The sequence below is a fragment of the Mesorhizobium sp. M6A.T.Ce.TU.016.01.1.1 genome (assembly GCF_003997065.1).
Classification (GTDB): domain Bacteria; phylum Pseudomonadota; class Alphaproteobacteria; order Rhizobiales; family Rhizobiaceae; genus Mesorhizobium; species Mesorhizobium mediterraneum.
Genome location: NZ_RZTJ01000013.1, coordinates 42,779 through 60,254, shown reverse-complemented (window position 1 = coordinate 60,254; position 17,476 = coordinate 42,779). Strand labels below are relative to the sequence as shown.

Sequence of the window (17,476 nt, the reverse complement as noted above, 5' to 3'; positions counted from 1 at the left end):
CGGCCGAGGGCGGCAGGTTCGGTCAGGCCGCCCTGGAGAACCACACCGGCTCGTTGCCGGCGCTCCATTTGATATTGCAGCCGATCGACGGCACCTGCTCAGCGGCCGGCGTTTCGCCCTTCAGCACCGTGTCGACCGCGGCGCGCAGATCGGCACCCGTCACCGGCTTGCCGTTGCCCGGCCGCGCTTCGTCGAACTGGCCGTGATAGGCGAGCCGCCGATCGGCGCCGAACAGGAAGAAATCGGGCGTGCAAGCCGCTCCATAGGCTTTCGCCGTCTGCTGTGAAGCGTCCTTGAGATAGGGGAAGCCATAGCCGAATTTGTCGGCCTCCTCGCCGATCCGGGCCAGCGCCTCCTCGGGATGCGCCTCATGGTCGTTGGCGTTGATCGCCACCACCTGCAGGCCCTTGCCGGCATAGTCGTTGGCGAACGCCGCGAGAGCCTCGCGGATCAGCACGACGAACGGGCAGCGGTTGGAGATGAAGGCAACGAGCAGCGCCGGCTTGGCGTCGAAATCGGCCAACCTGTGAAGCACGCCTTGCGCGTCCGGCAGCAGGAAATCGGCAGCCTTCGTACCAAGGTCGATAGGATTGGATTCTGTCTTCGGCATCGATGCGCTCCCTTTGTGTCTCGCAGTCCAGCCGCGAACGCCCATGCCGTTCGCAGTTAGTCTATGAATTTAGTAGAATTATAGGCTGGAGATGCCGTTCGCGGTCAAGCTGGCGGGATGGAATATCATCCCAATGTTTGTTCCGGACCTGCAACTTTGTTCGGCCCGCAAGCGTCCTGGAGAAAACGGCGCTCCGGACCGGCGTCCGACCACGACGGCCGGCGCCTCCACATTTCGCGTTAAATGGCCGTCTCGCACAGGGGCAAAGCGGGCCTGCCGATATTGGCCTTAGTCTGCGTCCGCGACCTCTGGATACAGCGCCTGCGCCAGGTCGCGGATCGCGTCGGCGGTGCGTGGGCCGAAACCGATCATGTAGGCGCCGTCCAGCACGATCAGCGCCTTTGTCTTCGCCGCCGGCGTGGCGCTCAGCGCGCGTGTGCCGAACACCTGCTCGGCGGTCGGCCCGCCCTTGCCGTCGCTCATCATCAGGATGACATCGGGCGCCATTTCGATCAGCTTCTCCTCCGACGCCGGCTTGTAGCCCTTCACGACAGCCATCGGATTGATGCCGCCGGCATAACGGATGATCGCATCGGCCGCCGTGCCGGCGCCGGCCGCGCTGAGCCGCACGAGGCCGTGGAAGAACACCACCTTCTTGCGGCGCTCGGCCGGTATTTTTGCGGTGAGATCGGCGGCTGCCCGGAAGGCATCGAGCACGCGCCTTGAAACCTCCCTGCCCTTGTCCTCAAGGCGAAGCGCTGCGGCGATCAGGGTAATCTTGCGCTCGATGCCTTGTGGACTGTTGTCTTCCGGCACGAAGACGACGGGGATCGCCAGCGACTTCAGCACCTCGATCGCCTCCGGCGGCCCGCTGTCCTGCGCCGCCAGGATCAGATCGGGGCGAAGCGCGACCAAGCCTTCGACGGACAACTGACGCCGATAGCCGACATTGGGCTTTTGCGCGACGGCAGCGGGATATTTGCTGCCACGATCGACGGCGATGATCCGCTCGCCGGCGCCCAGCGCATCGACGATTTCGGTAACGTCGGAACCGAGCGTCAGGATCCTGGTTGCCGGACCGGTCGCGACTGTCCGCCCTGATGCATCGACGACCGTCTCGGCGGCCAGCGCTTTGAACCCGCAAGACGGCGCAAGAACAGAAAGCGCCAGCAGCAGCACCGCCATATTGCTCGATCGAAACCAGCGCACTTGTCCGCACCCGCTATCACTGCCGACCATGCCATTCGCTCCTGTGTTTAAGAATCCTGGAAGATGGTCGTGGCCTATAAAATTAAAGTTGACTAATGTCATCATGTTTCAATAAGTAGCCCTGCCCGACCGCCGGTCGAGGCTTCTCCATCATGCCAGCCAGGGCCGACGGCCGCCGCCAGCAATCTTGCTTTTCCCGGGGGCGGCATCGCTATGAGACTGACAAGCAACAAGACCTTGATGGCGAGCACCGCGCTCGCCTTCGCGCTCGGCCTGTGTGTCGCGCCGCCCGCCGCCGCGCAGGAGGAGCAGAAGCAAGGCGCCGCCGCCAAGGCCGACAGGCCGGTCAAGGTCCCCCAACAGACTGAAGCGAACGAGCCAACCGTGCTCGACCTGATCACCATTTCGGCGACGATGATCAAGACGGCTGTCATCGACTCGATGGCAGCAATCAGTGCCGTCGATCAGGAAGAGCTCGAGCGCATCCAGCCTGACACCGCCGCCGACATCTTTCGCACCACCCCCGGCGTTGCCGCCTCGATGAACGGCGACGATCCGGCGACCGCCATAAACATTCGCGGACTGCAGCAGTATGGCCGCGTGGTGGTGACGCTCGACGGCGCCCGCCAGGACTACTGGCGCGTCGGCCACGGCTCGGGCTCGTTCTATGTCGAGCCCGAATTGATCAAGGATGCGACAGTCATTCGCGGCCCGGTCTCGAATGCCTATGGCTCGGGCGGCATCGGCGGCGTCGTCTCCTTCGAAACCAAGGATGCCGGCGATTTCCTCAAGCAGGAGGAACGCTGGGCGCTGAGCGAGAAGCTCGGTTATGAGAGCAATGGCGACGGCTTCACCACCAGCACCACCGGTGCCTACCGCTTCAGCGACGACGCCGACATCATCGGCAATCTCATCTATCGCGACCGCGACAGCTACACCGACGGCAATGGCGACACTGTGCCGTGGACCGGCGAGCGCATCACCAGTGGCTATATGAAGGCAACGCTGCGGCCGGCCGACGGTCACGAGCTGAAGCTTGGCACCATCCTGCAGCGCTACAGCGACCAGATCACCGGATCGAGCGGCTCGACCTCGCCGACGCTCAGCCGTTACGACACCGACACAACCAATCAGACCTACACGGCCGCCTACACCTGGAAGCCGGACGACAACGAGCTGATCGACTTCAGTGCCAATGCCTACCACAACCGCACGCGCGCCGAGCAGACACAGGTCTGGCCGACTTCCGCGATCGGAAACTTCCGCTACTATGACGTCGCCACGACGGGCTTCAACGTGAAGAACTCCTCGCGTTTCGACGCCTGGAAGATGGCCCACACGCTCACCTACGGGCTCGACTACTACTATCTGGAAGCATCATCGGAGGCCGCGCATTTCGGCGCCGGCGAACAACAGGGCTATGGCGGCTTCCTGCAATGGCAGGGCGACTATGATAACTGGCTGCAGCTCATCGCCGCCATGCGCTATGACGGCTACCAGCTCGACGGTGAGACAAAGACCGTGCCGCCGGAGGAAGCCTCGATGTCGGGCGACCGCTGGTCGCCGCGCCTCACCGTAGGCGTCACGCCGCTCGAAGGCTTCCAGCTCTACGGCACCTATTCCGAAGGCTACCGGGCACCGGGCCTGCAGGACGTCTATCGCGGCGGCGGTGCGCACGGCTCTGGCGACACCTACGTGCCCAATTTGCTTCTTCAGCCCGAAACGGCGAGGAACTGGGAAGCCGGCGTCAATTTGAAATATGACGACATACTGGCCGCTGGCGACCTGTTTCGTGCCAAGGTCAACGTCTTCCACACCGATGTCGAGGATTACATCGAAGTCGACCTGCGCCCCGACGTAACGCGCACGGCGATCAATATCGGCGACGCGCGGCTGAAAGGCATCGAGGCTGAGGCGGTCTATGACTATGGCTGGGGTTTCGTGAACCTTGCCGGCGCCCTCATCGACGCCAAGGTCGTCAGCGGCGTTTACTCCGGCCAGGCGCTGAGCAACACGCCGCTCGACCGCTTCTCGGCAACACTCGGCTTCAGGATCCTCGAAGACCAGCTCACCGTCGGCGCGCAATATCTCAGCGTCGGCAAGATCACGCGCACCAACCGCACCCAGCCGAACGAGCCGACAGTCGTCGATGACGGCTTCGATCTGGTCAACGTCTTTGCCAACTGGCGGATCAACGACCACGCCAAGCTCGATTTCGCTGTCGATAACGTCTTTGACACCGCCTACACCGACCCGCAAAGCGCATGGTCGACGTCGGCGGCGACGGAACAGGGCAAGGGCCGCACTTTCAAGGTGGCGCTGACCGGCAGGATCGGAGGTTGAGAGTGAGCGAAGCATCGGCAAGCGGACTGGTCTGCGAAGCGCGTTTGAACCTACGCAACCTGCCGCTTTACATCGACCGCATCGCCGAAAGGCTGCAGAGCTTCGATGCCGATGCCTCGCAAGAGGGGCAGCGCCTCGACTTTCGCTTCGCCTTCGGCGGCGCTTCCTTCGACATGGAGCGACTGGTGATGCGGGCCAATGCAGCCGACCGCGACGGCCTGGCCCGGCTCAAGGACCTTTTGGCCACCGCGGTCGAGGTCTATGCCAAGGATGAGAATCCCGAGATCGTCTGGACCGGCGATCTCGCCGGGGAAACCCGCCTCGCCCAGTTCCGCGAGATGGTCGTCACCCAAGTTGGCGACCTCACCCCGCATATGCGTCGCATCCGCTTTGCGGGCGAGGATCTGGAACGTTTCGCGAAATTCGGCGGCATGCATATCCGCATGCTGTTCCCGACCAGGGAGGTGCCGGATCCGCTCTGGCCCATGCTCGGCGGCAATGGTCTGCCGGTCTGGCCTTCGGACGACAGGCGCCCGGTGGCGCGCGTTTACACGATCCGTGCGCTCGACGTGGCCAAAGACGTCATCGATGTCGATTTCCTGATCCATCCGGGCGAAAGCGTCGGTGCCGCATGGGCCATGCAAGCGGCACCCGGCATGAAGGTCGGCATCATGGGGCCGGTAGGCCGTCCGGTGCGGCCAGCATCATGGTATGTGCTGGGTGCCGACGAAACCGGCCTGCCGGCGCTGGCGCGGCTGTTGGAGACGCTGCCCGCCGAGACCAAGGGCGTGGCTTTCGTTGAGATCGCCGACGATGGCGAGCGACAGGAGATCGACAACGCCACCGGCATCGAGCTGCATTGGCTGGCCAGAAATGGCGTGCCAGCCGGCGAAGACAGACGGCTGGCTGACGCCGTCTGCGCGGTGGCGTGGCCACAACACGATTCGGCATTCGGCTGGTTCGCGGCGGAAGCGGCGGCGGCGAAAATCGTTCGCGAATACTGGCGCGACACGCTCGGGTTCGGCCGCGACCAGACTTTGGCCGCAGCCTATTGGCGGCGCGGTGCTGCCGGGCTGATGGCCGGCTAAGTCAGGTTGACGATCGCCTGGGCATCCTCGCCGATGCCGATGGCGATCCTATCGCCGGAGACAATGCCTGATATGTCGCAGACGACCAGCGGCATGCTGATGTCGTAGAGGAATTCGGCGATAATGGCGCCGACGGGAAGGATCGGGTCCGGCCGCTCCAGGATGATGCCGGCCGGCGCCGTGCCTCTGCGGATCGCCTCGGCCAGGACCGAAGACGAAGACGACGAGCCGCGCCCGCTCGGCATCACGAGGATTTTGCCGGCGATGTTGCCGCCCAGGTCCGAATGCGAATGGTCTATGATCTCGCCTGTTTCGACATCGATCCCGCCCCAGAAGCTGAGCGCTTGCGACAGAACCAGCGCCGAGCCTCGCGCTTCGCCGGCAAGCTGGAAGGTGCCAAACCTGTTCAGGGCTCGACTTTCCTGTTCACTCATTGCGTACCCGTATGACATGGCCGGCCGCGGCGGAACGAATGCAATCCGCCATCTCAGCAAAGGCGACTGAGACGCCGATATTTCCGGGCGCGTAATGCGCCCATTTGCCGGAATTGGTCATCACCACGCCATCCAGCCGCTTGATGATCGCGGTGACATAGGTGCAAGTATCGGCGACTGGAATAAGCCCGAACGCCTCCGTGCCGTCCAGCGCCCCCTCATCGTGCAAACGCGTCAACGTCGCGCGCCCGGTGTTGACGTAGATCGGAATGCCTCTGCCCGGCGCCACCTTTCGCAACAATGGCAATAGCCGCATCCATTCGTCGTGCGAGAAATGCGGCGTGCCCAGAGACACGGCTGCCAAAGGCGCGCCGTCGGGGACGCTCGACAGCTTGGCCAGCGCTTGGTCGATGTGGGCGCGAGAAATCCGGATCGTCTCCTCCGGCGCCAGGCCATGAAGGGCTTCTTCGAGCGTGTTCGCTTCCGGCGTGATGCCAGCCGCATGGAACAGCGCCACGGCGCCCGTCGTTGCGGCGGCTGCGCCTAGCGCCTTCAGCTGGTCCTCATCGCGTGGTTTTGGCAGGCCCGAGATCACCGGGATGCGATCGCCACTCGCTTGCCCGATGATCAGCCCGACGGCGACGAACAGGCTGTCGCTCGGTTCCAGGTCAGAACCGATCAACTCGAACAGAACCCGGCCACGTCGGTTTTCGCTCAGATGCAGTCCCCAAGCCGGCGCGCGCCCGGTCATCGCGCAGCACAAATCGATGAAATCGCCATAGCGGTTGGTCCGCGCTCCGATTACCGAATTGGCAAAGACGATGGCGTTGGACTCACCCCAGGCGATCTGCTCGCCAAAGCTTGGCCGGAACCGCGTCTGATAGGGCGCGCAGGTGAAGGTCGCCTGGCAGCCGAGCTCCAGATGCGCCTTCATCAGCCGGCGTGCCGGCGCCTCTTGCGACAGCGGCATCTTCACCAGTCCGGGATGGATGAGGTCGAACGAGCCGACATTCAGCGTCGTCGGGACCCGAACGTGGCCGCCGCCCTCGATCAGCCTTTCGACGAAATCGAGGCTGGCCTGGCCGTGATACAGGCAGCCATCGATATGAGCACCGGCAATGTCTAACAGCTCGCGCGCACCGACCGCCTTCGAAAAGGCGACTAGGATCTTCATCGCGGCGGCCACGGCCGGGCCCTGCTCGCCCTGCAGCATCGACTGGTCGCCCGCATTCAGCTCAAGCATCATCAGGTATTTCGCTTTTCCGCATTGTGCCCGACCATGCTCTCACTGATTGCGGTCCGCCTGGCAAGATCAGTTCGCGGCGATCAGCACCGTACTCTCCGGCGACCAGCGCAGCACCACCTCTTGTCCTTCCGCCAACCTTTCAATGCCTGTGTTCTGCACGATGACCTTGAGCGTTTGCCCGTCGCGATCGACAAAATAGGTGCTGTTGTTGCCGGCGAAGATGCGCTTGGAGATTTGGCCACGGAGCACATTGGCGTTCGGATCAGACGTTCCGGAATCGGTGGCAATGCGGATGCGTTCGGGCCGCACCGCGCAGCTAGCTTTGGCGCCGGCGGCAAGCGTCGCGCCTGCCCCGGCGGCAATCGCGGTGCCATCGACCAAGCGGATACCGGTTCCGGTGCTGTCGCCGCGCAAGATATTGGCATCGCCGAGGAAGGTGGCGGCGAACTCGCTCTTCGGGCTGTCGTAGATCTCCTCCGGCGGCCCCTCCTGCACCAGCCGGCCGTCGCGCAGGATACCGATGCGGTCGCTCATCGTCAGCGCTTCTTCCTGGTCGTGGGTGACGAAGATGGTGGTGATGCCGATCTCGCGCTGGATACGCTTCAGTTCTATCTGCATATCGACCCGCAGCGCCTTGTCGAGCGCGCCGAGCGGCTCGTCGAGCAAAAGCACACGCGGCTTGGTGACGATGGCGCGGGCCAGCGCGACCCGCTGGCGCTGGCCGCCGGACAGCTGATGCGGCCGGCGGCCACCGAGCTTGCCGAGCTGCACCAGGTCGAGCGCGCGCTGCACCTCGCTGGCGATAATAGCCTTGGCCTCGCCACGCACCGACAGGCCGAAGGCGACATTGTCGGCAACGCTCATATTGGGAAACAGCGCATAGTTCTGGAACACCATGCCGATGCGCCGCTTCTCGACCGGCACCCGCTCGACGCTCTCGCCGCCAATGGCGATGCGGCCGGAGTCGGGAAAATCGAAGCCGGCGATCTGGCGCAAGAGCGTGGTCTTGCCGCTGCCCGACGGCCCGAGCAGCGCATAGAAGCCGCCGTCGGCGAAGTCGATGGAGACGTCATCCAGCGCCTTGTGCGCGCCGAAACTGCGCGACAAATTCGATACCTGCACGCCGGCCATTATTTTTCTCCGCCGAATTTGAAGAACCGTGCCGTGAGCAGCATCAGCGCCATCGAGACGACGATGATGATCGTCGAGACCGCGTTGATCTCGGGCGTGAAACCCTTGCGGATCGCGGCGTAGATTTCGACCGGCAGCGTCGTCTGGCCCGGCGTCGACAGGAAATAGGACACCACGAACTGGTCGAACGACACGGCGAAGGCGAACAGCCCGCCGGCGATGACCCCCGGCATGATCCACGGCAGCGTCACGCGCGAAGTTACCTGCCATTGGTTGGCGCCGAGCGACCGCGCCGCCTCTTCGAGTTCCGGCGCAAACGTCTGCAGCCGGGCCGAGACGACGACGATCACATAGGGCAGCGCCAGCGCCACATGGCCGAGCAGGATTGCAAACAGACCTCGCCCGATACCAACGCCGAAGAAGAAGATCAGCATCGCCGTGCCGGTGATCAGCCACGGAATGGCGATCGGCGGAAACAGCAGCGCTTGCAGGAATTTCTTGCCGCGAAATTCGTAGCGGAAAAGCGCTAGCGACGCCGCCGAGCCGAGCACGACGCAGATGATGGTGGTGATGATCGCAATTTCGAGGCTGTTCCAGGTGGCCGAGATCAACTGATCATTCTGCCACAACGAGGCGTACCACTCTTTCGTCCATTCGAACGGCAGTTGATAGAAGGGCGAGACGTTGAACGACATCAGCGCCATGATGATGATCGGGAGGTAGAGGAAGGCGAGCAGCACCCAGATGTAGAGCCGGCCGAGCCATTCCAGGATACGGGTCGTTGCCATCACGCAGCCCTCCGCAGCACCGGCGACGCCAATGCCAGGATGACCAGCACGACGGCCAACAGGATGAAGGAGAGTGCTGCACCCAGCGGCCAGTTGAAGACGGCAACGAACTGGTCCTCGATGACCGTGCCGTAGAAGGTGCCGGTGCGCCCGCCTAGGATACGCGGCTCCATGAACGAGCCGACGACGGGCACGAAGATCAGCGCCGCTCCGGCGACCAGCCCCGGCATGGACAGCGGGATGATCACCCGTCTCAGCATTTGCAGCCGCGAGGCGCCGAGCGAGCGCCCTGCCTCGATCAGCGAGTCATCGATGGCCTGCAGCGTGAGGTAACAGGTCAGCACCATGTAGGGCACGTAGGAGTGCACCAGGCCGATGATGACGGCCGGATAGGAATACATCAGGTCGATGTTGATCTTGAACGGCAGCACGGCGTTGAGCGCGGTGTCGAGAATGCCGCCTTCGCGCAGCACCATCGCCCATGAGAAGATGCGCACCAGCCCGTTCGACCAGAACGGCAGGATGACAAGCAGGAAGATCGCCTCGCGGCTGCGTCCCTTCAGCACCTTGGCCAGCACATAGGCCGCGGGATAGCCGATGAAGACGCACCACAGCGTCACCTCGAGCCCGAGCCGGAGCGAGGCCAGCAGCAGCGTCCAGTAGAGCCCTTGCGAGAAGAAGGTGGTGTAGTTCTCCAGCGTGAACGCCCACGCCTTGCCCGACAGCGGCAGCTCGGTCATGAAGGAAAAGAAGACCATGGCCGACAGCGGCAGGAAAATCGCCACCGTCAGCCAGAGATAGGCAGGCAGGAGCAGGGGCAAAGCCGATCGCAATCCGCCCCTCGAACCGCTCGCGACCTGTCCAGCCATATGCCCTCCTCCCCGAAAAGCCGGCCGCTACTTCACATTCACCTTCAGTTCCTGCCATAGCGCCAGATAGGCTTCGCGCTGCGCATCGGTGATCGGCGCCTGGAACTGGATGCGCTTGGCCACATCGGGATCCCCCATCACCTTGCGGTTGAAAGCATCTTCCGGAAGGGCTGCGACCGCCTTGGTATTGGCCGAGACCGGCGCGCCGACCTTGGTGACCCATTCGACATAGAAGGACGGATCGATCATGTAGTTGATGAAGGCCTCGGCGCCGGCGACGTTCTTGGAGCCGACTGGAATGGAAAAGGCGTCGAGCCAGGCGACGGCGCCTTCCTGCGGGATGACCAACGCGACCGGCAGCTTGAAATGCGTCTTGGCGCGGTCGGCCGAGCCGCTCCAATAGGTGCCGATGTCGATTTGGTTGGAGGCGACCATCTGGTTCCAGTCGTTCTCAGAACTCCAGAATGTCTTGATCTGCGGCATCAGCGAGGTCAGCTTCGCCTTGACCGCTTCCATGTCCTTGATGTCGTTGATGTTCTGGCCGGTGGCGATGGCGCCGAATTGGACCGCTTCGACAGCGTCGTCGCGAATGACCACGCGACCCTTATGGGCCTCGTTCCACATTTCGGTAATGCTGGTCGGCGGCGTCTCGAAGGCCTTTTCGTTGATGGCGAGCGCGGTCAAGCCCCACACCCATGGCACGCCATAGACCTTGCCGTCGCGGGCGAGCATGGGCGAGCCTGCCTTGTCCGGGCTGATGTCGGCATAGTTGGGGATCTTCGAAACATCGATCGGCTGGATCAGTTTTTCCGCCATGGCCTGGTCGTTGAAGGCGGCGTTGATCATGACGACGTCGTAGAGGCCGGGATTGGTCCTGAGCTTGGTCAGCATTTCCTGTTCGGAATTGAAGAAGTCGTTGACGACCTTGTTGCCGGTCGCCTTCTCGAAGGCCGCGATGGCCCAGGGCTCATCGGCCCCGTAGCCCTTCCAGTTGAGCACATGCACTTCGGCGGCAGTGGCGGCCAGCGTGTATACGGAGGTGACGACGGCAGTCGCCGTCAGGAAAGCAGTCAGTTTGGGCATGCGCATGTTCGTTCCTCTCATTGTTTGCCCGGTTGGCGGGGCTTGTTACGTCTTTAGGCTGTCAGGCCTCTTGCTCCCGGCCGTGCACGGTCGTCATTCGATCGTCATGGCTGAGGAATGTCTGGATCTCCTGGTCGGTCGGCGCGGACGACCCGCCATGGCGGGTGACCGAGAGCGCCGCCGCCGCATTGGCGTAACTTGCCGCCTCGAAGGGCGGCACGCCGCGCGACAGTGCGCTGACGAAGGCGCCGATATGCGTGTCGCCGGCGCCATTGGTGTCGACGGCGGCGACCTTGAAGCTGGGCACGGCCTGCCTGCTACCGTCTGCCAGCCGCACGAAGCAGCCTTTTGCCCCGGCGCGGATGATGACCCCGTCGGCGCTCGGGCAATGATTAGAAAGAAGCCCGGCGGCAATGGCCTCGACATCGCCGGCACCGGCGATCTGGACCGCTTCGGCGGTGTTGCAGCTCAGCCAGCTCGTGCGCGCAAGCACCCGATCGAGAATGGCGCGCGGAATGTCTGATATGACCGGCGTCGGATCGAAGACGAAGGGAATTTCCGCCGGCAGCGCCTCGATCCAGTCGGCCAGCGCATCGCGGCTGCCGGGATAGCTCAGCGTGTAGCCGGAGGCGAACACCCAGTCCCCCGGCGCAACCCGGACAGACGCCATCATGTCGAGATTGAGCATGCTCTCGGCGCCAGGCCACGACACGAAGGTGCGCTCGGCGTCGCCGCTGATCATGGCGACGCAATTGCCGCTATCCATCACTGGCGATGGTGGCGTCAGCGTTGCGATGTCTTCGGCGGCGAAGGCGGCCCGCAGGAAATCGCCATTCGGCCCGCTGCCGAGCTGGCCGCCGAAGGCGACCTTCATCCCGGTGCGGCTGGCCGCGACCATCATGTTGAAGCCGCCGCCGGCGACCTGGGCATAGCTCGATGCGGTCTTTTCGGTGCCGGGCGCCGGCAAGGCGTCGATGCGGTAGACATAGTCCACCACCGCGCTGCCGACATGGAGGAGACGGCCGCTCATGCCGCCGCATCCTTGCCGGAGCTGCTTTTCGCCATCCGCATAGCGACCAAGTCGGCGGCAAGAGCGCGCACCTGAGCAATATCGAGGCCTTTCAGCCGGGCGATGTTTTCCTGTGGCAATCGGGAAAAACCGGCGCAGGCGCCCGCCATGCCGGCGGCGATGGCCCCGATCGTGTCGGTGTCGCCGCCGAGATTGGCGCTGATGACGGCCGCCTGCCAGGGATCGCCGCCGGCGATTTCCAGCACCGCGAAGGCCGCAGGAACCGATTCCTGGCTGGCGACGCCGGTGCCGACCAGATCGACGATCAGCCGGATTCCGTCAGCGACAGCCTTGCCGCGGACGAGGTCCCTCCCCCAGTCGATGCGTGCGGCAATATCACCGCCGGTGACCCAGTGTCCGAGCACTGCGCCGCGCCTAGCCGCCGCGATAGCTCGGTCCGAAGCTGCGCGCCAGCCGCCGCCGGCAACGCCGCAACTGACAGCGGCGGCGACGGCAGCGGCCGAGGCGATGGCGATCGAGGTGTTGTGCGTGGCGCGGCAGGTTTCGGCGACCTTGGCGACCAGCGCGTCGAGCGGCTCGGCTGGCATCATGATGCCGACCGGCGCGATGCGCATGGCCGCGCCATTGGTGTCACCGCCGCTTCCGGCCTCCTCAGCCGGCACGCCGTCATTGATGGCATCGATGGCGCGCTTGGTCGAAGGTCCGAGCAGATCGTAGCTGCCGCGCGCCTTCACGTCGCGCTCCCAGTCGAGCAGTGCGTTGACCCAGCGCGTATGGTCGAAGCTATCGCCTGAAACAACCAGGATACGGCCGAGCAGCAGCGCCTGTTCGGTGTCGTCGGTGACAGTGCCGGCGACCAAGCCTTTCGATACCGGATGGTCGACGACGGGCGCAACGAAATCCTCGACATTGCCGTAGAGCTCGGCGATGCGGGCCGGCGACAGCAGCTGCGTCGGCATGCCGAGCGCATCGCCCAGCGCACCGCCGATAAGCGCCCCCATCGCTCGGTCGATCGCCTCGGCGGCGTCCATGCTCAGAACTCCAGGTGAAGGGCGAAATGCGCCGGATTGAGCAGGCTGGTGACATATTCGATGGCGCGGCCATCGGCGGCGCGCGTCAACCGCCGCGTGCGCAGGAACGGCGCGCCGGGCGCGCAGTCGAGAATGGCCGCGTCCTCGGCGCTCAGCATCTCGATATCGACCCATTCCTCGCCATGGTCGGGGACAAGCCCCGCCCCGCGCAGTGTCTGGTGCAGCGAGCCCTCGCGCAGGCCGCGCAACGGCACGTCCTCCAGTTCGGGTGACAGCGGCAGGCGGCTGCGCTCGATCGAGATGGCGTGGCCGTCATCGGCGTTGGAGCGCACCCGGTCGACGGCGATGAAGAACGGGCTTTCGACGCCCAGCCTGGCGGCGAGCTCGGCATCCTGCATGACTTCGAGCCTGAGCGTGCGCGTCTCGGCATTGGCGCCGGCATTGGCCAGCGCGCGCGACCAGCCAACGGCGTCGTCGACCGGCATGCCGTCGAAGGTGACGAACGAGCCGATGCCGACCTTGGTGGTGATCAGCCCACGGCTCGACAACTCCTCAAGACCTTTGCGGATGGTGTTGCGGCTGACGGAGAAGCGCTGGACGAGTTCGTTCTCGCTCTGCAGGCGGTCGCCGAAACCGAGCACGCCGGAGCGGATCTCGTGCTCGAGGACGGTGGCGATCCGTTCGGGCTTGCCCGTTCCGGGAGATGACAGAGCCGTGCGACGCGCCATGGAATACCTGTTCAGTGGACCTGTATAGTCCTGTTCAATACTGTGACGTGGCCGTCATGTCAACGGCTCATGGCCGGCACGCTTGTTGAGTTCCCTGGCGTCCTCCATGCCGGGCAAGATCGCCCTGCTGATCACGAACGGTTCGTCGCAGGCCGGAATTTTATGGGAACCTTCACCACCCCCGAGCGGTTTTTTCCATAGTCGCAAATGCGGCGACAATCGAAAAAATGGAGACAAATGGAGACAAGCTATGCTTACGAAAATTCTCGCAGCGTCCTTACTCGCCGCTGGTCTGGCGACCTCTGCGATGGCCCAGAATGCCAGCGACCCAGACGCTGACATGGGTACCGGCAGCGACAGAAGCGTCGTCACCGACCCGGCCCCGATTGATCCGAACCTGGCCGAACCGGATACTGTCGATCCCGGGATTACTGGTAGCATTATTGCGGGCCCTGATGGCTTGAATTCCAATGCCGATCAGAACTGCCCTATAGGCCCGCAGGGCGCGATGCCCGATGCAACGAACAAGGCTCCCGGCACGGTTTCACCGACCGTCAACGACAATCACTGCGGCAAGTAACCGAGATCGATTTCGGGAACTCACGCTTTTCGGCCGCGGCACGGACAGAGCTTCGTCTCGCGGCCGAAGCGCTATATGTTCTAGCTCGCTGAAGCCTTGCGCGGCCGGGCAGCCTTTGGCTTAGTGCCCTTGGGCTTGCTATCCTTGGCCGTGCTATCCTTGGGCTTGGCGGCCGCCGGTCCCTTCGGCCGAGCCGCCTTCGCTTTCGGCTTGCTGTCCTCACCGTCCATCTCGGCTGTGGCCTGGTCCCAGTGCTGCTGATGCGCACCGTCGGGCCGGCCGGCTTGTTCCCAGATCGCGTGGGCCCGCTGACGAATGCGTTCTTGCCTGTCGTCCGTCACTGTTGCCTCCATCGGCTCGAATCCGTGAGCGACAACTGTTTTAGCTGAAATTTCGATCGGCGTCTTGAGCGGCTTCAGCCCTAGTCGGATAGAACCGCGACACCGAGGAGTGCTGCCTTCTTGGTGATCAGCCCCGCCAGATCCGCGTCCGAGCGCTCCGTTCCAGTTCGCTCACGCACCGCTGCAATCAACTCCTTCATCGACAACAGGGCAGTGCCCCGTTCAGCAAGCAATTTGTCGACAGATGCGGCCACATTGACATTGGAAGACTCGACATGCGGCAACATGGAAATGGCTCCTTCCCGCGACAAGACGATCAACAGCCGGCTGCCTGCCGGCGAGCCGCCGCTCCCTCTTGCGTCTTCCCGAGAGAGCGGCGGGTGAAGGTCAGTCGATGACCTGCACGATCCTGCGGGTGCCGGGATCGACCAGCACGGTGCGATCGTCGACGACCACGTATCTGTATTCCATGTCGGGAACGTCGATCGGATGAAGCTCAACCGTGTCGGGCAAGGTGGAACCGACATTGAGCTCCACTCCCAGAAGGCTGATCGACGCCAGCGGGTGCCTCTGCACGTATTCGCGGACGACCGTCTGCTGCTCGGGCGTGATAATCACCTGGTCTGCGGTGGCCACGCCGACACCGGCGAGCAGAACCAGCCCGGCGGCGGCAGGAACAAGGTGGATTTTCATCGTCTTCTCCTGTCTGGTTTGCGGACTCCGCCTTCCACAGTCAGGAACGGCAAGCCCAGATTGCAAAACGCCCACGCAACCTTCTTGTTCCGTGAGCGGCCGCTAATCGATCGCCGCATTGGCGCAGCCTTGATGCGTTGCTGCGAGAAATCGCAGTGGCCCGCGTTCCTGTCCGCAGGCACGCGGGCCGATCGGATCTCCCGATCAGCAGCGATACCGGAGGGGGGTGATATCGACTGCTTCGACAAGAACAATTAGCAAGAACTAATGTTCCGGGCCGCAAGCGAAAAAGCCTGCGAACCGCCGCGAGACGGCGAGCGCGGCCTATTGTTTCGGCGGCTGCGCCGGCACCTCGCCGGGCTTGATCACCGGCGTCCTGCCTTCGTCCGGCGGCGGTGCGGCCATGCCCTGATCGCCCGTCGGCGGCGGCTGCAGCACGCCGTTGCAGGGATCAAGCATCTCAGTCAGGCTGTTGTTGATGGCCGGCGGCTTCTGCTGCTGACCGTTCTGCGGTTCGGCCTGGCAAGGGCCGGCGGGCGCCTGGTCGGGTGTCTGGTTATCCGTCTGGGCGGCAACCGGCGCCGCCAACGCCAGTGCGCCCAGCATCAACATGCTCGGCAAGAGTGCGAAAGGTTTCATATCGAACTCCTTTCCTGCGAAGGACCATCTCCTAGCCAAAGCAGTGGGCGGCGATTGGTTCCCGCATGCGGCAACGCGCCCAGCCCCATGCTGGTTCAGGAAACGCCCGCAAATTCATGAGCTCCGTGCTATTCGACCGACACGATAGTTTTGAGCGGCAATGCGGATGACATCCGTTGAAGACGCAAAAAAACCGCCCCGTTTCCGGGGCGGGCGCGGCATGTTGAGGAATCGTTAATCAGCGATTGCTACTATAGCGAGATCATGACCAAGAACCTCGGAAACGCCGTCAGGAACGCCCCAAAGGAACCGGCAAGGAACTCCGTGCTCAGCCGGCTGGCGCCGGCCTTGTTTCCCCTGGCGGTCGTCGCGCTGGGGTATCTGGTCGGCCGGCAATTCTTCGGCTTCTAGGGCATCCGGTCCCGCGGCTTCACACGAAAAACCTTGGATCGAGCGCCGGCTGCTTCTCAGTCCGGGAAATCGAAGACCGGTTCCTCGCATCGATGGACACGACATTGACCGTCACGCGTCCGGATATAGGAGGTGACAGGCACTTCGGGCCAGTCGCATTCATTGCCGAATTGGCGGACATATCGATCATAGGTGTTGCGGCCGGTGGTCAGGACGACTGCACGCCGGCTCTGGATCAGAAGTTGCGTCTGTTCGCATGTCATGGTGCGCGCATCCGGCCGGGCGTAAGCCATGCTTGTGGCGGCGAGCAGGATCGCTGCGGCTGTCGAGACGATTGGGCGAGCTGGCATGGGTACATCCTCACAAGGGTCGTGCCTAACGCGCACCTTCGCCCGTGGTTCCGCAATCTTCACCCCGAGCGGTATCTCCCGCGGGAGACTGTTTACCGCGGCGCAATAAGACAGGCGCAATCACTCCTCCTTCCCCGGCTTGAACCGCCTCACCACCACCTCGAAGACGATGTCCGAGATCCACATCGCCGAGACGCCGATGAGGAACGCCGCGGCCAGCGTCGTGGTGTCGTCGTCAGGCGACGGAATCGGCAGGCCGGTGGCGCGGAAGTAGTGCACCACTGGCAATGTCAGGTAGGCCGCCGCCAGCGCGCCGCAGATCGGCGACGCCACCATCTCGCGAACCTTGTAGCGGTGGCGTGACAAGGCTCGCAAGATGCCGCCGGAAAGGCCGGCGACCACCACCGGCGCCTTGATGCCGAGAGCATCGAGAAGCTCCTGTATCATGGCTTCCACCCGCACCATCTGGCGCCCTTCCCGTTGTAGGCATTCACCTCGTCGAGCTCGGGTCGCGTCATGGCTGCGACGACCGCCACCGACGGACGGCGCTGCTGGTTGTGTTCGCACCAGACCTGACGCGCCGGCGAAACCGGCGTTGTGCATCCGGCGAGCAACAGGCAGAGGATCAGTGCTTTGCCCATCGCATCGCCTCCCGCCGTGCCGCTTCGTCCGGCAGGTCGCGCGCCGCGCGTTCGGCATCGGTCGCCTCGCGGCCCATTTCGAGGCGATCCTGCGCGGCGGCGAGCTCTTCCGCCACTCGCCTGGCCGCATCCTTCTTGGCCTGGCTGACGCCTCCGGCGACATAGAGCCCGACGCCGCCGACCAGCGCGGCGAAGATCGCCATGATCGCGTTGTTGCCGGCGAGCGCGCTC

Annotated in this window: 23 protein-coding genes; 4 read left to right on the top strand and 19 right to left on the bottom strand. The window is 63.9% G+C overall.

The annotated features are described in order from the left end of the window. Nucleotides 1-22: 22 nt before the first annotated feature. Both EOC94_RS22030 and EOC94_RS22025 read right to left on the bottom strand, forming a co-directional pair. Nucleotides 23-610: a thioredoxin family protein gene (locus EOC94_RS22030; protein WP_127205019.1), complete on the bottom strand. Its 588-nt coding sequence runs from the start codon at nt 608-610 to the stop codon at nt 23-25. Between the two features lie 288 nt (nt 611-898). After that, nucleotides 899-1,849, bottom strand: coding sequence for an ABC transporter substrate-binding protein (locus EOC94_RS22025; protein ID WP_127293426.1), 951 nt, complete (start codon nt 1,847-1,849; stop codon nt 899-901). A gap of 183 nt (nt 1,850-2,032) precedes the next feature. On the opposite strand from EOC94_RS22025, the gene EOC94_RS22020 reads away from it, so the two are divergent. Both EOC94_RS22020 and EOC94_RS22015 read left to right on the top strand, forming a co-directional pair. Then, entirely contained in the window at nt 2,033-4,162 is a 2,130-nt protein-coding gene (locus EOC94_RS22020; protein ID WP_127293424.1) for a TonB-dependent hemoglobin/transferrin/lactoferrin family receptor, read from the top strand. 2 nt (nt 4,163-4,164) lie between these two features. After that, the gene (locus EOC94_RS22015; protein ID WP_127293422.1) at nt 4,165-5,250 is read left to right on the top strand and encodes a siderophore-interacting protein; all 1,086 of its coding nucleotides are present in this window, start codon (nt 4,165-4,167) and stop codon (nt 5,248-5,250) included. Here EOC94_RS22015 and EOC94_RS22010 read toward each other — a convergent pair. The 9 genes from EOC94_RS22010 to EOC94_RS21970 all read right to left on the bottom strand — a co-directional run bounded on the left by EOC94_RS22010 (nt 5,247) and on the right by EOC94_RS21970 (nt 13,590). Next, nucleotides 5,247-5,684, bottom strand: a complete 438-nt coding sequence (locus EOC94_RS22010; RefSeq protein ID WP_127205015.1) for a DUF126 domain-containing protein — start codon at nt 5,682-5,684, stop codon at nt 5,247-5,249. The two genes, EOC94_RS22015 and EOC94_RS22010, sit on opposite strands and share 4 nt — an antisense overlap. Further along, nucleotides 5,677-6,930, bottom strand: a complete 1,254-nt coding sequence (locus tag EOC94_RS22005) for an aconitase X (protein WP_127293420.1) — start codon at nt 6,928-6,930, stop codon at nt 5,677-5,679. Before EOC94_RS22005 ends, EOC94_RS22010 begins: the two co-directional genes overlap by 8 nt. 66 nt (nt 6,931-6,996) lie before the next feature. Continuing rightward, nucleotides 6,997-8,061 (bottom strand): ABC transporter ATP-binding protein, encoded by a 1,065-nt coding sequence (locus EOC94_RS22000; protein ID WP_127293418.1) that lies wholly within the window; start codon nt 8,059-8,061, stop codon nt 6,997-6,999. After that, nucleotides 8,061-8,849 carry an ABC transporter permease gene (locus EOC94_RS21995; RefSeq protein WP_095482660.1) on the bottom strand — a complete coding sequence of 263 codons (789 nt, stop codon included), beginning with the start codon at nt 8,847-8,849 and terminating at the stop codon, nt 8,061-8,063. The genes EOC94_RS22000 and EOC94_RS21995 overlap by 1 nt, the downstream gene beginning before the upstream one ends. Beyond that, nucleotides 8,849-9,718 carry an ABC transporter permease gene (locus EOC94_RS21990; protein ID WP_127206686.1) on the bottom strand — a complete coding sequence of 290 codons (870 nt, stop codon included), beginning with the start codon at nt 9,716-9,718 and terminating at the stop codon, nt 8,849-8,851. Before EOC94_RS21990 ends, EOC94_RS21995 begins: the two co-directional genes overlap by 1 nt. 27 nt (nt 9,719-9,745) lie before the next feature. After that, on the bottom strand, nt 9,746-10,807 hold the full coding sequence (locus tag EOC94_RS21985; RefSeq protein ID WP_127206687.1) for an ABC transporter substrate-binding protein: 1,062 nt from the start codon (nt 10,805-10,807) through the stop codon (nt 9,746-9,748). A 55-nt stretch (nt 10,808-10,862) separates the two neighbouring features. Next, nucleotides 10,863-11,831 (bottom strand): PfkB family carbohydrate kinase, encoded by a 969-nt coding sequence (locus EOC94_RS21980; RefSeq protein WP_126107421.1) that lies wholly within the window; start codon nt 11,829-11,831, stop codon nt 10,863-10,865. After that, nucleotides 11,828-12,862: an ADP-ribosylglycohydrolase family protein gene (locus EOC94_RS21975; protein ID WP_164547167.1), complete on the bottom strand. Its 1,035-nt coding sequence runs from the start codon at nt 12,860-12,862 to the stop codon at nt 11,828-11,830. The genes EOC94_RS21980 and EOC94_RS21975 overlap by 4 nt, the downstream gene beginning before the upstream one ends. A 2-nt stretch (nt 12,863-12,864) precedes the next feature. After that, on the bottom strand, nt 12,865-13,590 hold the full coding sequence (locus tag EOC94_RS21970) for a GntR family transcriptional regulator (protein WP_095482664.1): 726 nt from the start codon (nt 13,588-13,590) through the stop codon (nt 12,865-12,867). A gap of 106 nt (nt 13,591-13,696) precedes the next feature. Here EOC94_RS21970 and EOC94_RS21965 point away from each other — a divergent pair, with 106 nt between their 5' ends. Beyond that, nucleotides 13,697-14,170 (top strand): hypothetical protein, encoded by a 474-nt coding sequence (locus EOC94_RS21965; RefSeq protein ID WP_245465626.1) that lies wholly within the window; start codon nt 13,697-13,699, stop codon nt 14,168-14,170. 80 nt (nt 14,171-14,250) lie between these two features. Here the strand turns inward: EOC94_RS21965 and EOC94_RS21960 are convergent, their stop codons facing one another. The 4 genes from EOC94_RS21960 to EOC94_RS21945 form a co-directional block, all read right to left on the bottom strand. Continuing rightward, on the bottom strand, nt 14,251-14,511 hold the full coding sequence (locus EOC94_RS21960) for a DUF2934 domain-containing protein (protein ID WP_127293416.1): 261 nt from the start codon (nt 14,509-14,511) through the stop codon (nt 14,251-14,253). Nucleotides 14,512-14,591: 80 nt separating this feature from the next. Beyond that, the gene (locus EOC94_RS21955; RefSeq protein ID WP_095482666.1) at nt 14,592-14,798 is read right to left on the bottom strand and encodes a hypothetical protein; all 207 of its coding nucleotides are present in this window, start codon (nt 14,796-14,798) and stop codon (nt 14,592-14,594) included. Nucleotides 14,799-14,898: 100 nt separating this feature from the next. Then, nucleotides 14,899-15,204 (bottom strand): DUF1236 domain-containing protein, encoded by a 306-nt coding sequence (locus EOC94_RS21950; protein ID WP_095482667.1) that lies wholly within the window; start codon nt 15,202-15,204, stop codon nt 14,899-14,901. 324 nt (nt 15,205-15,528) lie between these two features. Then, a complete protein-coding gene (locus tag EOC94_RS21945; protein ID WP_095482668.1) occupies nt 15,529-15,843 on the bottom strand; it encodes a hypothetical protein in 315 nt (104 codons plus the stop codon). A gap of 264 nt (nt 15,844-16,107) precedes the next feature. Between EOC94_RS21945 and EOC94_RS34155 the strand changes: the two genes are divergently transcribed. Further along, entirely contained in the window at nt 16,108-16,254 is a 147-nt protein-coding gene (locus tag EOC94_RS34155) for a hypothetical protein (RefSeq protein ID WP_164547166.1), read from the top strand. A gap of 56 nt (nt 16,255-16,310) precedes the next feature. Here the strand turns inward: EOC94_RS34155 and EOC94_RS21940 are convergent, their stop codons facing one another. The 4 genes from EOC94_RS21940 to EOC94_RS21925 all read right to left on the bottom strand — a co-directional run. Continuing rightward, a complete protein-coding gene (locus tag EOC94_RS21940; protein WP_095482670.1) occupies nt 16,311-16,604 on the bottom strand; it encodes a hypothetical protein in 294 nt (97 codons plus the stop codon). A 120-nt stretch (nt 16,605-16,724) separates the two neighbouring features. Next, a complete protein-coding gene (locus tag EOC94_RS21935) occupies nt 16,725-17,051 on the bottom strand; it encodes a hypothetical protein (protein ID WP_245329720.1) in 327 nt (108 codons plus the stop codon). Next, entirely contained in the window at nt 17,048-17,245 is a 198-nt protein-coding gene (locus EOC94_RS21930; protein ID WP_126105781.1) for a hypothetical protein, read from the bottom strand. The genes EOC94_RS21935 and EOC94_RS21930 overlap by 4 nt, the downstream gene beginning before the upstream one ends. Further along, on the bottom strand, nt 17,230-17,476 hold a 247-nt coding region (locus tag EOC94_RS21925; protein WP_127293552.1), incomplete at its 5' end, for a hypothetical protein. The genes EOC94_RS21925 and EOC94_RS21930, both read right to left, overlap by 16 nt.

Bases quoted from the DNA above. Each gene is read 5' to 3' on its own strand.
- EOC94_RS22030 (WP_127205019.1), bottom strand. From the start codon at position 610: ATGCCGAAGACAGAATCCAATCCTATCGACCTTGGTACGAAGGCTGCC.
- EOC94_RS22025 (WP_127293426.1), bottom strand. From the start codon at position 1,849: ATGGTCGGCAGTGATAGCGGGTGCGGACAAGTGCGCTGGTTTCGATCG.
- EOC94_RS22020 (WP_127293424.1), top strand. From the start codon at position 2,033: ATGAGACTGACAAGCAACAAGACCTTGATGGCGAGCACCGCGCTCGCC.
- EOC94_RS22010 (WP_127205015.1), bottom strand. From the start codon at position 5,684: ATGAGTGAACAGGAAAGTCGAGCCCTGAACAGGTTTGGCACCTTCCAG.
- EOC94_RS22005 (WP_127293420.1), bottom strand. From the start codon at position 6,930: ATGATGCTTGAGCTGAATGCGGGCGACCAGTCGATGCTGCAGGGCGAG.
- EOC94_RS22000 (WP_127293418.1), bottom strand. From the start codon at position 8,061: ATGGCCGGCGTGCAGGTATCGAATTTGTCGCGCAGTTTCGGCGCGCAC.
- EOC94_RS21995 (WP_095482660.1), bottom strand. From the start codon at position 8,849: ATGGCAACGACCCGTATCCTGGAATGGCTCGGCCGGCTCTACATCTGG.
- EOC94_RS21990 (WP_127206686.1), bottom strand. From the start codon at position 9,718: ATGGCTGGACAGGTCGCGAGCGGTTCGAGGGGCGGATTGCGATCGGCT.
- EOC94_RS21985 (WP_127206687.1), bottom strand. From the start codon at position 10,807: ATGCGCATGCCCAAACTGACTGCTTTCCTGACGGCGACTGCCGTCGTC.
- EOC94_RS21980 (WP_126107421.1), bottom strand. From the start codon at position 11,831: ATGAGCGGCCGTCTCCTCCATGTCGGCAGCGCGGTGGTGGACTATGTC.
- EOC94_RS21975 (WP_164547167.1), bottom strand. From the start codon at position 12,862: ATGGACGCCGCCGAGGCGATCGACCGAGCGATGGGGGCGCTTATCGGC.
- EOC94_RS21970 (WP_095482664.1), bottom strand. From the start codon at position 13,590: ATGGCGCGTCGCACGGCTCTGTCATCTCCCGGAACGGGCAAGCCCGAA.
- EOC94_RS21965 (WP_245465626.1), top strand. From the start codon at position 13,697: ATGCCGGGCAAGATCGCCCTGCTGATCACGAACGGTTCGTCGCAGGCC.
- EOC94_RS21955 (WP_095482666.1), bottom strand. From the start codon at position 14,798: ATGTTGCCGCATGTCGAGTCTTCCAATGTCAATGTGGCCGCATCTGTC.
- EOC94_RS21950 (WP_095482667.1), bottom strand. From the start codon at position 15,204: ATGAAAATCCACCTTGTTCCTGCCGCCGCCGGGCTGGTTCTGCTCGCC.
- EOC94_RS21945 (WP_095482668.1), bottom strand. From the start codon at position 15,843: ATGAAACCTTTCGCACTCTTGCCGAGCATGTTGATGCTGGGCGCACTG.
- EOC94_RS34155 (WP_164547166.1), top strand. From the start codon at position 16,108: ATGACCAAGAACCTCGGAAACGCCGTCAGGAACGCCCCAAAGGAACCG.
- EOC94_RS21940 (WP_095482670.1), bottom strand. From the start codon at position 16,604: ATGCCAGCTCGCCCAATCGTCTCGACAGCCGCAGCGATCCTGCTCGCC.
- EOC94_RS21935 (WP_245329720.1), bottom strand. From the start codon at position 17,051: ATGATACAGGAGCTTCTCGATGCTCTCGGCATCAAGGCGCCGGTGGTG.
- EOC94_RS21930 (WP_126105781.1), bottom strand. From the start codon at position 17,245: ATGGGCAAAGCACTGATCCTCTGCCTGTTGCTCGCCGGATGCACAACG.